This window comes from Streptomyces sp. NPDC060194, from assembly GCF_042728285.1.
Taxonomy (GTDB): Bacteria; Actinomycetota; Actinomycetes; order Streptomycetales; family Streptomycetaceae; genus Streptomyces.
Genome location: NZ_JBHWZH010000157.1, coordinates 1 through 12,617, shown reverse-complemented (window position 1 = coordinate 12,617; position 12,617 = coordinate 1). Strand labels below are relative to the sequence as shown.

Genomic DNA, 12,617 nt, shown 5'->3' with positions numbered 1-12,617 from the left:
CCCCTCGCCGGAGGGGTGGCGGGCAGCGCCCGTTCAGAGCCGGGCCAGCGCGTCGGCGAGCGCCCCGCCCGCGTGCTCGCGGGTCCAGCGGACGCCCTCCTCGTCGGACCCGCGCGGGACGGTCTCGGTCAGCATGATCGTGTACAGATACGTCCGGTACAGCGCCAGCCGCGTCCGTCCACCGGCGTCCACCCCGGACCACCCCAGCCCCGCCATCAGCTCCGCGTCCTCCTCCGCCCGCCCGAAGAGGCCGAGCGACACGAGATCGGCCAGCGGGTCGCCGAAGAACATCCGCTCGGCGTCGATGACCCCCGACAGCCGGTACGCCCCCGGCGCCCCGTCCACCAGCAGGTTCCCCTCCCACAGGTCGAAGTGGACGGGGGCGGGTGCGGTCACCTCGTCCAGGGCGCCCGCGGCCCGCGCCGTCAGCGCACGGATCTCGTCCAACGGGCGCGGCAGCCAGGCCCCGTACCGCTCGGCGTCGGCGAAGAGCGCGTCGAGCATGCCGGTGAAGGCGCTCCGCCAGTCCGGGGCCAACGGCCCGAGCGCGCCGCCGGGATACCCGAAGCCGGGGCCGGCGACCCGGTGCACACGGGCCAGCTCGGATCCCAACTGCCGTCGCAGAAAGCCCACTTCCTCAGGCGCGAGTGCGGCCTCGTGCCACGCCCGGCCCGGCAGCTCCGACATCAGCAGGCAGTCGTCGTCCGCGTACAGGACCTCGGGCACCGGCCCACCCGCGGCGACCCGGAAGTACGTCAACTCGTTCTGCAGAAGCCCCCGTTCATGGCTCATCCCCGGCGTCCCCGCCGCCGGCGGCGCCTTGAGCACGCACCACGGCCCGCCATCGTCCCGCCGCACCCGCAGCAGCGTGTTGTACGTTCCGCCCGCCAGTTCGGCCCACGGTTCACCACCCGGCCCCGCCGGGGCGACCCCCGCCCGCCCCAGCAACTCCGCGATCCGGTCGCCCACGACCGCCCCTCCCCGCTTCCCGGCAACGTCACGGAGCAACGTAGCGCCCGCCGGTCCGGCCCACGGCTCACCCCGCGGGCGCACCGCCCAGCCGCCGCGCCACCGGCGCCTCCCGGGCCACCGCGCACCCGACCGCGATCCCCACCGTCACGCACGTGAACAGCACGATCAGCCACGACAGCAGGGTGAACACCGCCCCCAGCGGCCCGAACTGCGCCACGCTCCGGTCCACCGTCCCCGGCATCACGAACCGCGACCCCCAGGTCACCGCCACCACCGCCACCCCGGTCAGGACCGCCCCCGGGAGCAGCGGAAGCCAGGCCACCCGCCCGCCGAGCAGGAGATGCTGGGTCCACCACCACAGCAGCGTGCTGCAGAGCAGCGACAGCGGCACCCCCAGCCACGGCCCGGCCCCGATCCCGCCGTGAAGCAGGCCCTGCGCGATCAGGGCCACCAGCCACACCGCCAGCCAGGCCACCCACCGCCACGCGACGATCCGCAGCCCGGCCGGCGGCAGCCCCCACGACCGCTCGCACACCCGCTGCAGCGCCCGGCTGCAGGCCGTCGCCGACACCAGTGTGACCAGGACGCCCATCGCCCCGTACGGCTCCTGCAGGCCCCCGTCGTCCGTGGTCAGGACCTCCTGCACCTGGCCCACCGCCCCGCCGCCGAGCCCCATCACCTCCCGCAGCGACGCGACGAGCTGGTCCCGTACCGCCTGCGGCGCGAAGGCGCCGACCACGAACAGGACGGGGATCGCGGAGAGGAAGGCCTGCGCGGCCAGCCGGGTCGCGGAGTCGAAGAGGTGCACCGCGACGATCTGGTCCACCAGCCGCCGCAGGAACGGCATCCGGCGCTCCAGCGCGGTCACGAACCGCGGCGGGGACGCGGTGCCGGTCGGAGGCGCCGGGGCGGCCGGGGACGCGGAGGGTTCGGTACTCATCCGTCTACCCTCCGCGCCCCGCCCCGCACTTCCCGGCCCCGGCTCGCGGGGTTACGCCGACCGTGCGACGCGGCGGCGATTCGGGGTTCGTGTCACACCGCGGACGCCTCGTGTCCACCGACCGAGACGACATGCCGGCCGGAAAGCAGCTCATGTGTATAGTCCCGGCCCATGGGATCCGGCGTCGAGCTCGTGAAGCGCGCGCACATCGACCTGCTCAGGGTCGCTGCGCAGCTCTGTAGTTGACCCCTGCGCGCCCGTCGCCGCGCCCCGCTCCTCCCGCACTCCGCGTCCGGACACCGGACCCCGCCGCCGCGCGCCCGCCTCCGCCGGGCCGTTTGCGCCCCCGCGTCGGTGCAACGTTGAAGCAGCCGCGTCACCACCCTGTGATGCAACGTTGCACCAGCCCTCCGGACCGCCCCGCCCCGCCTCCTGGATTGGGTAACCCTCATGACCGTGCGTCTGCACTGGTTCCTGCCGACCACCGGCGACGACCGGACCGTCGTCGGTGTCACCGCCCGCGACTCCCTGCAGTCCCGGACCACCGCCCGCCCGCCGAGCCTCGACTACCTCGCCCAGGTCGCCCGGGCCGCCGAGTCGGCGGGGTTCGAGGCCGTCCTCACCCCCACCGGCAGCGACTGCGAGGACTCCTGGCTCACCACCGCGGCCCTCGTCCCGCAGACCACGAAGCTGAAGTTCCTCGTCGCCTTCCGTCCCGGCGTCATCGCCCCGCCGCACGCCGCCCAGATGGCGGCCACCTACCAACGCCTGTCCCAGGGGCGGCTGTTGCTCAACATCGTCACCGGCAGCGATGCCGACGAGCAGCGCTCCTACGGCGACTTCCTCGACCACGACGCCCGCTACGCCCGGACGAACGAGTTCCTGGACCTGCTGCGCACGGCGTGGGCGGGCGAACCGTACGACTTCGACGGCGAGCACTACCGCGTCGCCGGCGGCCGCCTGCGCCGGCCCCCGCTGAGCCCGCCGCCGGTCTTCTTCGGCGGCTCCTCCGAGGCCGCCCTCCCCGTCGCCGCCCGCCACGCCGACACCTACCTCACCTGGGGCGAACCCCCGGCCGCGGTCGCCCGGAAGATCGCCCGCGTCCGCGAACTCGCCGCCGCCGAGGGCCGCGAGCTGTCCTACGGCATCCGGCTGCACGTCATCAGCCGCGACACCGCCGAGGAGGCGTGGGCCGAGGCCGACCGCATCCTCGACACCCTCGACCCGGCCGCGGTGAGGGCCGCGCACGCCCGGTTCGCCGCGTCGGAGTCCTCCGGCCAGCGGGCGATGGCCGCACTCAGCGGCGGCCGCACCGACAACCTGGAGATCCACCCCAACCTGTGGGCCGGCTTCGGCCTGGTCCGCCCCGGCGCCGGCACGGCCCTCGTCGGCAGCCACGAGCAGGTCGCCGAGCGCATCGAGGAGTACGCGGCGCTCGGCATCGAGCACTTCATCCTCTCCGGCCAGCCGCACCTCGAAGAGGCCATCCGCTTCGGCGAGTGCGTCCGCCCGCTCCTCACCACCGCGCAGCAGCGCGTCGCCGCCTGAACCCCGTTCCTCCTCACCCCACTTCACAGATCGCGAGGCACCGCATGTCCACGCACCGCTTCCTCGACAGAAGGTCCGCCCTCCGGCTCCTCGGCGCCGCCGGCCTCGGTCTCGCGACCGCCGCCTGCGCCGGACCCGGCGGCGGCGCCGACGCCGGCAGGCCGTCCGGCACGCCCTCGGGCCTGGCCACCTCCGGCGCGGTCAAGGGCACGCTCTCCTTCGCCCACTGGCGGGCCGAGGACAAGGCCGTCCTGACCGAGCTGATCGCGTCCTTCGTGAAGAAGCACCCGGACGCCGGCGTCGAGCAGGACATCTCGCCGTCCGACGACTACCAGTCCACCGCGCTCCGCCGCATCCAGGGCTCGAAGACCGGCGACCTGTTCACCGCGTTCCGCGGCGCGCAGTTCGAGCAGATCGTCAAGGCCGGCGTCTACGCGCCGCTGACCGGCACGGACGTCGTGGGCCGGTACGACGACGCGCTCATAGCCCCCGGCGCGGCCAAGGGCGTCCAGTACGGGCTGCCCTACCAGCTCGTCTTCAACATGCCGCTCGCCAACGTCGACGCGCTGGAGAAGGCGGGCGCCACCGAGGCGCCCAAGGACTGGGACGGATTCCTCCAGCTCCTGGACGACCTCAAGGGCGAGAAGTACGTGCCGCTCGCCTGGCCCGGCGGCGACGCGGGCAACGCCGGCCAGCTGCTCAACACCATGGTCATGAACAACGCGCCCGACGACGACATGTTCACCAAGATCGAGTCCGGCGAGTACAAGGTCACCGACGACTGGTTCCTCAGCACCCTGGAGCAGTACGCCCAGCTGCGGCCGTACTTCCAGCCGCGCGCCACCGGCTCCACCGCCGACGCCGTCACCCAGTCCTTTGCCTCCGGCAAGGCGGCGATCCTGGCGACCGGCTCCTACCAGATGGCCGGCGTCCGCGCGCTCGGCGCGAAGTTCCCCTTCGACCTCGTCGCGCCGATCACCACCACCGCGGACAAGGCCCGCTACGAGGGCGTCTTCAACGCCACCTTCGTCCTCGGCGTCAACAGCGCGTCCGCGCACCAGCGGGCCGCGTTCGCCTTCCTCGAGTTCCTCAGCGACCCCGCCAACGCGGCCGTGTACGCCAACGGCACCGGCCAGCACGTCACCGTCAAGGACGTCGAGTACACCAACCCCGACCTGAAGGCCGTCGCCCCCTGGCTGACCCGCAAGACCCTCCTCGCCCCCCGCTTCCAGTTCCTCGACCTGGACATCCGGGCGGCGGTGGAGAACGCGGCGGTCGCGGTCGTCGGCGGCACGAAGCCGGCGAAGGCGGCCGAGGAGGCCCAGCGTGTCATCGACCAGAAGCGCGCGTAAGGCGCGCACCGCGCGGGCACTGTGGATCTTCCCGGTGCCCGCGCTCGTCCTCTACCTGTTCCTCTTCGCGTACCCCACCCTCCAGGCGGTGCAGTACGCGCTGACCGACTGGGACGGCTACAGCGCGACGTTCAACAACGTCGGCCTCGGCAACTTCACCCGGATCGCCACCGACGACGACCTGTTCCTCAACGCCGCGGAGAACAACCTCAAGCTCACGGTCACCGTCGTCCTCGCGCAGACCGCGCTGGCCCTCGGCCTCGCGCTGTACCTGGTCCGCACCACCCGCACCACCACCCTGCTGCGCGCGCTGTTCTTCCTGCCGACGATCCTGTCGTCCGTCTCCGTCGCGTTCATCTGGCGCTTCGTCTACGACGCCGACGGCGGGCTGCTCAACTCCGCGCTGCGGGCGGTCGGTCTGGACTCGATGCAGTCGATCTACCTCGGCGACCCCGACAAGGCGATCCTCTGGCTCGCGCTCACCCAGGTGTGGTTCCACGCCGGCCAGATGATGGTCGTCTTCGTCGCCGGCCTGCAGACGATCCCGCGCGAGCTCTACGAGGCCGCCGAGATCGACGGCGCGGGCCGGTGGGCCCGGTTCCGGCACATCACCTGGCCGCTGGTGGCCCCGGCGACCGGGATCGTCGTCGCGTACACCACCGTCCAGTCGTTCAAGGCGTTCGACCTGGTGCTCGGCCTCGGCGGCAACCCTCCGAGCCCGGCGCTCGACATCCTCTCCACCCGCGTCTACACCACCTTCTCCAACAACCAGTTCGGCTACGCCGCCGCCCAGTCCCTGGTGTTCATGGCGCTCATCGCCCTGCTCACCTGGCTCCAGCGCCGAGCCCTGCGGAGGACCTGACGTGCTGCACAAGACCGTACGCCCGCTCGCCCTCACCCTCGGTGCCGCCGTCATCGTCGTCCCGCTCCTGGTGGTGCTCTTCGGCACCTTCAAGACCCTGCCCCAGCTCTTCGAGTCGCCGCTCGCGCCGCCGAGTTCGCCCTCGTTCGACAACTACCGCCGGGCGGTGGACGAGGGCGGACTCGGGCCCGCGTTCCTGAACAGCGTGCTCGTCACCGCCGCCGCGGTGCTGATCACCCTGGTCCTCGCCGGCCTCGCCGCGTTCTTCTGCGCGCGGGTGCCGGGGCGGATCAGCTGGGCCGTCTTCGGCGTCCTCGTCGCCGGGCTCGCCGTGCCCGCACAGGCCGCGATCGTCCCGCAGTACGTCCTCTTCGACCGCCTCGGCCTCACCGACAGCCTCCTCGGCCTCGTCCTCGTGAACATCACGATGACGCTGCCGACGGCCGTCTTCATCCTCGGCGGATTCCTGCGCACCATCCCAGAAGTGCTCTACGAGGCCGCCGAGTTGGACGGTGCGGGTCCGCTGCGGGCCTTTCGCTCCATCGCCCTGCCGCTGACGAGGCCGGCGCTCGCGACCACCGCGGTGTTCCTGTTCGTCATGGACTGGAACGAGCTGCTGTACCCGCTGCTTTTCATCCGCTCCTCGGAGAACCGCACCCTCCCGCTCGCCCTCCTGGACTTCCAGGGCGAGTTCCAGACGCAGTACCCGCTGCTCTTCGCGGGCGTGGTGGTCGCCTCGGCGCCGGTGGTCGTGGTGTACGTGCTGCTGCAGCGGTACTTCGTCACCGGGCTGACGGCGGGCGCGGTACGGGGCTGACGCCCCCGTGTGCGGCCGACGTCAGGTGCCCGCCGGTCACGAGCTCTCGCGCACGACGAGCGCGTGACCGGCGAGCAGGATCGAGGGCCCCCCACCGGTGGGGGCCGCCCCGGCCACCCGGTCGAGCAGCGCCGCGACGGCCAGCCGCGCCAGCTCCTCCTTCGCCGGGGCGATCGTCGTCAGCGGGGGAGCGGCGTACCGCGCCTCGTCCACGTCGTCGAAGCCGACCACCGCCACGTCCTCCGGCACCCGCAACCCGCGCTCCCTGACGGCGTGCATCGCCCCGGCCGCGAGCGCGTCCGCGAAGCAGAACACCGCGTCCGGCGGCTCGGGCAGGTCGAGCAGCGTCCGCATCGCGGACGCGCCGTCCGCACGGTGGTACTCCGCCACCGGGGGAGCGAGCCGCTCGTCGTACCCGAGACCCGCTGCGGCCAGCGCCTGCCGGTAGCCGTTCAGGCGGGTCGCGGAGGTCGCCGCGAACGGGATCGTCTGCCGGCCGACGACGGCGACCCGGCGGCGGCCGCGGCCGAGGAGGTGCGCCGTCGCCTCGCGGGCCGCGGCCGTGTTGTCGATCGTCACGTGCGCGCACGGCAGGTCGTGCACCTGCTCACCGAGCAGGACGAGCGGCCGCCGTGCCGCCGACTCCGTCACCGCCGTGTCGTCCAGCGCGAGCGGGCTCAGAATCACCCCGTCCACCATCGGGTCCGTCCGGCCGAGGACGATGTCCAGCTCCGCCTCCGGCCGCCCCCCGGTCGCCTCCACCAGCAGCGTGCACCCGTGCCCCGCCGCCTGCCGCAGCAGATGCCCGGCCAGCTCCGCGAAGTAGGGCATGCTCAACTCCGGTACGGCGAGCAGCAGTACGCCGCTGCGCCCGGTCCGCAGCCGGCGCGCCGCCGTGTTCGGCCGGTAGCCGAGCTCCGCCACCGCCCGCAGCACCCGCTCGCGCGTGGCCTCCGAGAAGCGCCCGGTGTCCCGTACGACGTTCGACACCGTCCGCACCGACACCCCGGCCCGCGCGGCGACCTCCCCCAACCCGATCCCGTGCTCCACCGGCCCAGCCTACGGTCCGGGCTCGCGGCCGGGCCGCGGCGCCGCGGCTTCGCCACACGACCGCAATGTCCGGGGCCCCGGCGTACGGGCCCCGCGCGCCCGCCTCAGAGCGCCCGGCGCGCCCGCCGGCCGAAGAACCCGTAGCGCGGGCGGCGCTCACGCCGGACCACCCACACCCGGCGGCTGCGGGGCCCCTGCTTGAGCAGCAGATAGCCCGCCGTGAGCGCCCCCAGCCAGAACAGCGCGTTGTCGAACCCCATCTCCGCGCCGACCAGCGCGAGCGCCACCAGCACGACCCAGACCATCCGACCCACCTCGTCTCGTCCGCGGCCCGTCCGGCCGCCAGGACCCTACGGGTACCCCGTAATCCGGCCGCGATGAGCGGGAGTTGACATCCCACGTCCGATCGTGCTCACCCGCGCTCCTCCATCAGCCCGGTGACGTACGCGTCCAGCCGCCCCGCCACCACCCCCGGCGTCAACTCCGTGCGCCCCGCCTCCCGCCACGGCCGCGCGAAGAGCTCCAGCTCCTCGGACACCGCCAGCGCGTCCCGCAGCCGCCAGTACCACCGCGCCCCCGCACTCCCGGCGAGCACCCCGCCCGCCTCCTCGTACGCCTCGGCGACCCGCGCCGCCCACGGCGGGCCGTGCAGCAGGGCGAGGGTGGTGCACAGGTGCGCGACGTCGAGGTCCGCCGGGCCCCACGACGGCTGCGCCCAGTCGACCACCCCGGTGATCCTCGGGCCGTCGAACAGCACGTTCCCCGGGTGGAAGTCCCGGTGCAGGTACCTCCCCTCGTACGCCGGCACCGGCCCCCGCAGGACCTCCCTCGCACCCGCCCACACCCCCGCGTCCGCCCCGGCCGGTACGACGACGCTCTCCGCCGTCGTCAGCGTCGTGAACACCGGCGGTCTCCGCTCCGGGCGCAGGCCGTGGATCGCCACCAACTGCCGGGCCAGCAGCGGAACACGCTCCTCCAGCCCGGCGTCGCCGTACACCGCCCGCCCCGGCCGGAGCGTCATGAGCAGCGACGGATGCGCGCACGCCACGCCCTTCGCGTCGACGGCCACCAGCTCCGGCGCCGGCACCCCGTCCGCCGCGGCCAGCATCCGCAGCGCCCCCGCCTCCCGGGTCAACCACTCCTCGGCGTGCGCCACGCCGACGACCGTCCGGAGGACCAGCTCCCGGGTTGCGGAGCCCTGTCGGCGGATGGTCAGTCGACGCATCTCAGCGGTGACGCCCTCGCGAAGGACCTCGCTCCGGATGACGTGTTCGCCGTCCAGAAGGCGGGAGTCGACCCACGTCAGGGTCAACGGCGGCAGCTCCGGGCGCACAGGTGCAGTCATCGCGCCACCCCATCACGACGCCCCGCCCCCGTCGCGGCTCTCGCCCCCGTGGCGGGTCTCGCTCCCGTGGCGGGTCTCGCGCAGGAAGTCCGCCATCAGCCGTCCCCACTCCTCCGGCCGCTCCACGAACGGCAGATGCCCCGTCGCGATCTCCGCGTACCGCGCGCCGGGGATGCCCTCGGCGAGTCCGCGATGCCGGGACGGGGTCACGAGTTGGTCGAGCGTCTCGGCGCACGGGGTGCGCCCGGCGCCGGGAAGGCCGGGCTCGCCGCCGGCCTCCCACCGCCACCATCGCCCGCGTCCTCCCCTGCGTCCGCGACGAGGGCCCCACACTCGCCCCCGTCCGCCCCGACCTCGTCCGCGACCTCCGCCACGAGCGCGCCCGCATCACCGAGGCGATCACCGCCCTCCAGACCTCGGGCGCCCCCCTGGACGCGGTCATCGCGGCGGGCCCCACCGACGGGTAGGCCGGGCGTCGAGCTGGGCCGCCGCCGCGTCCACCGTCTGAGCGAGGAGGACGGCGATGGCCATCGGGCCGACGCCGCCGGGGAAGGGGGTGATGAGGGCGGCGCGGGTGCGGGCGGCGGCGAAGTCGGCGTCCCCGACGTTGCCGTGGCTGTACCCCGCGTCGAGAACGACCGCACCGGGCTTGACGTCCTCCCCCCCCCAGCGCCAGTCACGGCCTGCGTCGCACTCTGCCGGGGGCGCCAGCGGGGATTGCCCCGTTCGGGGCAGTCGCGCGCGCCCTGGGGCGGGGGGTGGCCTTGGATGGGGGGATGGTCGTAGCGAGCGTCAGCGCAGGGGTGTGCCCGGGCACGGCGGAGCGGGACGCGGGCGTGCGCACGGTGGTGGGGCGATGACGACGGCGGCGGGTGCGTCGGACGCCGGCGCGGCGGACACCGGCGCCGCGGACGGCCCGGCCCGGCATCCGGTGCTGAGCCGGCACTACGTCCGCGTGCTCCTGCTGTCCGTGCTGCTCGGCATCCCCATCGCTCTGGCCTGCTACTTCTTCGTGGGGCTCCAGCACTGGCTGCAGCACGAGGTCTGGCGGTCGCTCCCGGCGGCGCTGGGGTACGACGAGGCCCCGTGGTGGTGGCCGCTGCCCGCGCTCGCCCTCGCCGGGCTGATCCTGGCGCCGATCGTGACCCGGATGCCGGGCCATGGCGGCCACCTGCCGGTCAACGGGCTGGGCGGCGCGCCGATCGGGCCGCGCGAGCTGCCGAGTGTGGTGCTGGCCGCGCTGCTGACGCTGCCGCTGGGCGTGGTGCTGGGGCCTGAGGCCCCGCTGATGGCGGTCGGCAGCGGGCTTGCGCTGCTCGCCGTACGCCGGATGCGGGGTGCGCAGGACCCGCGGGCCTCGGCCGTCGTGGCGACGGCCGGATCGACCGCCGCGATCTCGACCATCCTGGGCGGGCCGCTGGTGGCCGCGCTCCTCGTCGTCGAGGCGGCGGGCCTGGGCGGGGCGCAGCTCGTCGCCCTGCTGCTGCCGTGCCTCGCGGCGAGCGCGGCCGGCGCGCTGGTGTTCACCGGCTTCGGCGAGTGGACGGGCCTGGAGACCGGCGCGCTCACCCTGCCCACCCTGCCGCCCACCGCCACCCCGGACGCCGGCGACTTCCTGTGGGGCCTGCCGCTCGCCGCGCTGATCGCCGCGGCGCTCACCCTCACCCGGCGCTTCGGCCGGACCACCGCCGCGTGGACGGCCCGGGGCGACACGGCGGTCCGTACGGTGGCGTGCGCCCTCGCCGTCGGCGTCGCCCTGACCGCGTACGCGCTGTTCACCGGCCGCTCGCCGGAGGAGGCCGCGCTGTCCGGCCAGGAGACGCTGGCCGAGCTGGCGGCCGATCCGGCGGCCTGGTCGGTGGCCGCCCTGGTGGCGCTGCTGGTGTGCAAGGGGCTGGCCTGGGGCCTGTGCCTCGGCGCCCTCCGCGGCGGCCCGATCTTCCCCTCCCTCCTCCTCGGCGCGGCCGCCGGCATCGCCTGCGCCGCCCTCCCCGGCCTCGGCACAGCCCCCGCCCTCGCCCTCGGCCTCGCCGCCGCGGCCACCGCCGTCATGGGCCTCCCCCTCTGCGGCGCCGTCCTGACCGTCCTCCTCATGGGCGCCGACGCCCACGACCAGATGCCCCTCATCGTCGCCGCGGCCGTCGTCGCCCACCTCACCACCCTCGCGCTCAACCGTCGCCTCGAAGCGCCGAAGAGCCCACGGCCCGCCTGACGGCGCGCGGAAACTCCGTGGCCGCGGCCGGATCACCGCTGGTAGACAGTCCCGATGCCGCCCACCCGCGCTCTGCTGCCGCGTTCCGCACCCGCCGCCTCGGGGCTGTCGTCCCCCGCGATCGCCGCCTTCCTCGACAGGATCGAGGCGCGCCCCGGGGAGACCCACTCGCTCATGATCGTGCACCGCGGCGCCGTCGTGGCCGAGGGCTGGTGGGCGCCGTACACCGCCGACCGCCCGCACCTGCTCTACTCGCTGACCAAGTCGTTCACCGCCGTCGCCGTGGGCCTCGCGATCGGCGACGGGCTGCTCTCGCTCGACGACCGCCTGGTGGACGTGCTGCCGGACCGGGTACCGGCCGACGTCTCGGCGCAGGGCCGCCGCATCACCGTGCACCATCTGCTGTCGATGACGGCGGGGCACCCGGACGACAGCCTCACCGAGGCGTGGGAGCGGGAGCCCGAGGACCTGGTGAAGGGCTTCCTGAGCGTGCCGTTCGCTCACCCCGAGGGCACCCGGCACGTCTACGACAACGCGACCACGTACCTCCTCGCGCGGATGGTGGAGCGGGTCACCGGCCTCGGCCTCCCGGAGTTCCTCGACGCGCGGCTGTTCGGGCCGATGGGCATCGACCACGCGGAGTGGGACCGGGTCGCGAGCGGCGCCGCGTTCGGCTTCCACGGGTTGCACCTGACCACCGAGGCCGTCGCCGCCTTCGGCGAGCTCCTGCGCAACGGCGGACGGTGGGGCGACCGGCAGCTCGTTCCCGGCGGCTGGGTCGAGCGGGCGACGCGCCGCCACGTCGACAGCGAGTGGATCCTCGACGGCGCCCCGCAGTCGGACTTCGCCCACGGGTACGGCTACCAGTTCTGGATGTCACCCGACGGCTTCCACGGCCACGGTTCGTACGCGCAGCAGTGCGTGGTGCTCCCGGCCCACGACCTGGTCGTCGCCGTCACCGCCGAGGCCGACTCCCAGGACGTGTTCGACGCGGTCCGCACGTGCCTGCTGCCCGGCCTGGGCCACCCGGCGGGTGCCCGCGACGACGAGCTGCTCGCCGATCGGCTCCGGCGGCTGTCCCTGCCGCCGGTGGCGGGCTGCGCGGGTTCCGGCCGCACGGTCACCGCCCGCCTCGACGCCTCGCCCGTGCTGTCGGCCCTGCCCGAAGGAACGGCGGTCGCGGTCGAGCCTGCCGCAGGCGGATGGCGGGTACGGCTCGGTGCGTTCCCCGCCGTGGCGGCCGGCCACGGCGAGTGGCGTGAGAGCGCCCCGCTCGGCCGCCCCGTCCTCGCCTCCGGCGCCTGGCGGGACGCCACCTTCGTCGCCGACCTCCGCGTCGTCACCACGCCCCACCGCGTCCGCCTGGCCGTCGACACGACCACCGGCACCGCGACCGCCACCTGGAGCACCCCGCCCCTCACCGGCCCCCGCCTCGACCTCCATCTCAGCCACCCGCTGATGACCCGCCCCGACGTGGCCTGAGCCGGTCCGTACGACGGCGTGGGCCGTCACCCCGGAT

At 74.5% G+C, this 12,617-nt stretch carries 12 protein-coding genes and 1 pseudogene; 6 read left to right on the top strand and 7 right to left on the bottom strand.

From position 1 onward, the window contains the following. Positions 1-33 precede the first annotated feature (33 nt). Positions 34-969, bottom strand: a complete 936-nt coding sequence (locus ACFWEG_RS25080; protein ID WP_387219267.1) for a phosphotransferase family protein — start codon at positions 967-969, stop codon at positions 34-36. A 67-nt stretch (positions 970-1,036) separates the two neighbouring features. Then, entirely contained in the window at positions 1,037-1,912 is an 876-nt protein-coding gene (locus ACFWEG_RS25075; RefSeq protein WP_387219264.1) for a YhjD/YihY/BrkB family envelope integrity protein, read from the bottom strand. Between the two features lie 450 nt (positions 1,913-2,362). On the opposite strand from ACFWEG_RS25075, the gene ACFWEG_RS25070 reads away from it, so the two are divergent. From ACFWEG_RS25070 to ACFWEG_RS25055, 4 genes are read left to right on the top strand one after another with little or no spacing between them, the layout of a single operon-like run. Then, the gene (locus ACFWEG_RS25070) at positions 2,363-3,460 is read left to right on the top strand and encodes an LLM class flavin-dependent oxidoreductase (RefSeq protein ID WP_387219261.1); all 1,098 of its coding nucleotides are present in this window, start codon (positions 2,363-2,365) and stop codon (positions 3,458-3,460) included. A 44-nt stretch (positions 3,461-3,504) separates the two neighbouring features. Next, positions 3,505-4,812 carry an ABC transporter substrate-binding protein gene (locus tag ACFWEG_RS25065; protein WP_387219258.1) on the top strand — a complete coding sequence of 436 codons (1,308 nt, stop codon included), beginning with the start codon at positions 3,505-3,507 and terminating at the stop codon, positions 4,810-4,812. Further along, positions 4,787-5,674: a carbohydrate ABC transporter permease gene (locus tag ACFWEG_RS25060; protein WP_387219256.1), complete on the top strand. Its 888-nt coding sequence runs from the start codon at positions 4,787-4,789 to the stop codon at positions 5,672-5,674. Before ACFWEG_RS25065 ends, ACFWEG_RS25060 begins: the two co-directional genes overlap by 26 nt. A 1-nt stretch (position 5,675) precedes the next feature. Next, positions 5,676-6,491, top strand: coding sequence for a carbohydrate ABC transporter permease (locus tag ACFWEG_RS25055; RefSeq protein ID WP_387219254.1), 816 nt, complete (start codon positions 5,676-5,678; stop codon positions 6,489-6,491). A 36-nt stretch (positions 6,492-6,527) separates the two neighbouring features. On the opposite strand, the gene ACFWEG_RS25050 is transcribed toward ACFWEG_RS25055, so the two are convergent. The 5 genes and pseudogenes from ACFWEG_RS25050 to ACFWEG_RS25030 form a co-directional block, all read right to left on the bottom strand. After that, a complete protein-coding gene (locus tag ACFWEG_RS25050) occupies positions 6,528-7,541 on the bottom strand; it encodes a LacI family DNA-binding transcriptional regulator (RefSeq protein WP_387219251.1) in 1,014 nt (337 codons plus the stop codon). A gap of 104 nt (positions 7,542-7,645) precedes the next feature. Beyond that, on the bottom strand, positions 7,646-7,846 hold the full coding sequence (locus ACFWEG_RS25045) for a hypothetical protein (protein ID WP_387219248.1): 201 nt from the start codon (positions 7,844-7,846) through the stop codon (positions 7,646-7,648). A gap of 107 nt (positions 7,847-7,953) precedes the next feature. Beyond that, complete coding sequence (locus tag ACFWEG_RS25040) at positions 7,954-8,886, bottom strand: phosphotransferase family protein (RefSeq protein WP_387219245.1); 933 nt, start codon at positions 8,884-8,886, stop codon at positions 7,954-7,956. Between the two features lie 12 nt (positions 8,887-8,898). Beyond that, the gene (locus ACFWEG_RS25035; protein ID WP_387219242.1) at positions 8,899-9,096 is read right to left on the bottom strand and encodes an alpha/beta fold hydrolase; all 198 of its coding nucleotides are present in this window, start codon (positions 9,094-9,096) and stop codon (positions 8,899-8,901) included. Positions 9,097-9,324: 228 nt separating this feature from the next. Then, positions 9,325-9,549: pseudogene (locus ACFWEG_RS25030) on the bottom strand (hypothetical protein); the annotation flags it as partial. Between the two features lie 193 nt (positions 9,550-9,742). Here ACFWEG_RS25030 and ACFWEG_RS25025 point away from each other — a divergent pair. Together ACFWEG_RS25025 and ACFWEG_RS25020 are read left to right on the top strand one after the other, a co-directional pair. Further along, positions 9,743-11,098: a chloride channel protein gene (locus ACFWEG_RS25025; RefSeq protein ID WP_387219239.1), complete on the top strand. Its 1,356-nt coding sequence runs from the start codon at positions 9,743-9,745 to the stop codon at positions 11,096-11,098. A 54-nt stretch (positions 11,099-11,152) separates the two neighbouring features. Further along, a complete protein-coding gene (locus ACFWEG_RS25020) occupies positions 11,153-12,580 on the top strand; it encodes a serine hydrolase domain-containing protein (protein WP_387219237.1) in 1,428 nt (475 codons plus the stop codon). The last annotated feature ends 37 nt before the right edge of the window (positions 12,581-12,617 follow it).

Bases quoted from the DNA above. Each gene is read 5' to 3' on its own strand.
- ACFWEG_RS25075 (WP_387219264.1), bottom strand. From the start codon at position 1,912: ATGAGTACCGAACCCTCCGCGTCCCCGGCCGCCCCGGCGCCTCCGACC.
- ACFWEG_RS25070 (WP_387219261.1), top strand. From the start codon at position 2,363: ATGACCGTGCGTCTGCACTGGTTCCTGCCGACCACCGGCGACGACCGG.
- ACFWEG_RS25065 (WP_387219258.1), top strand. From the start codon at position 3,505: ATGTCCACGCACCGCTTCCTCGACAGAAGGTCCGCCCTCCGGCTCCTC.
- ACFWEG_RS25045 (WP_387219248.1), bottom strand. From the start codon at position 7,846: ATGGTCTGGGTCGTGCTGGTGGCGCTCGCGCTGGTCGGCGCGGAGATG.
- ACFWEG_RS25040 (WP_387219245.1), bottom strand. From the start codon at position 8,886: ATGACTGCACCTGTGCGCCCGGAGCTGCCGCCGTTGACCCTGACGTGG.
- ACFWEG_RS25025 (WP_387219239.1), top strand. From the start codon at position 9,743: ATGACGACGGCGGCGGGTGCGTCGGACGCCGGCGCGGCGGACACCGGC.
- ACFWEG_RS25020 (WP_387219237.1), top strand. From the start codon at position 11,153: ATGCCGCCCACCCGCGCTCTGCTGCCGCGTTCCGCACCCGCCGCCTCG.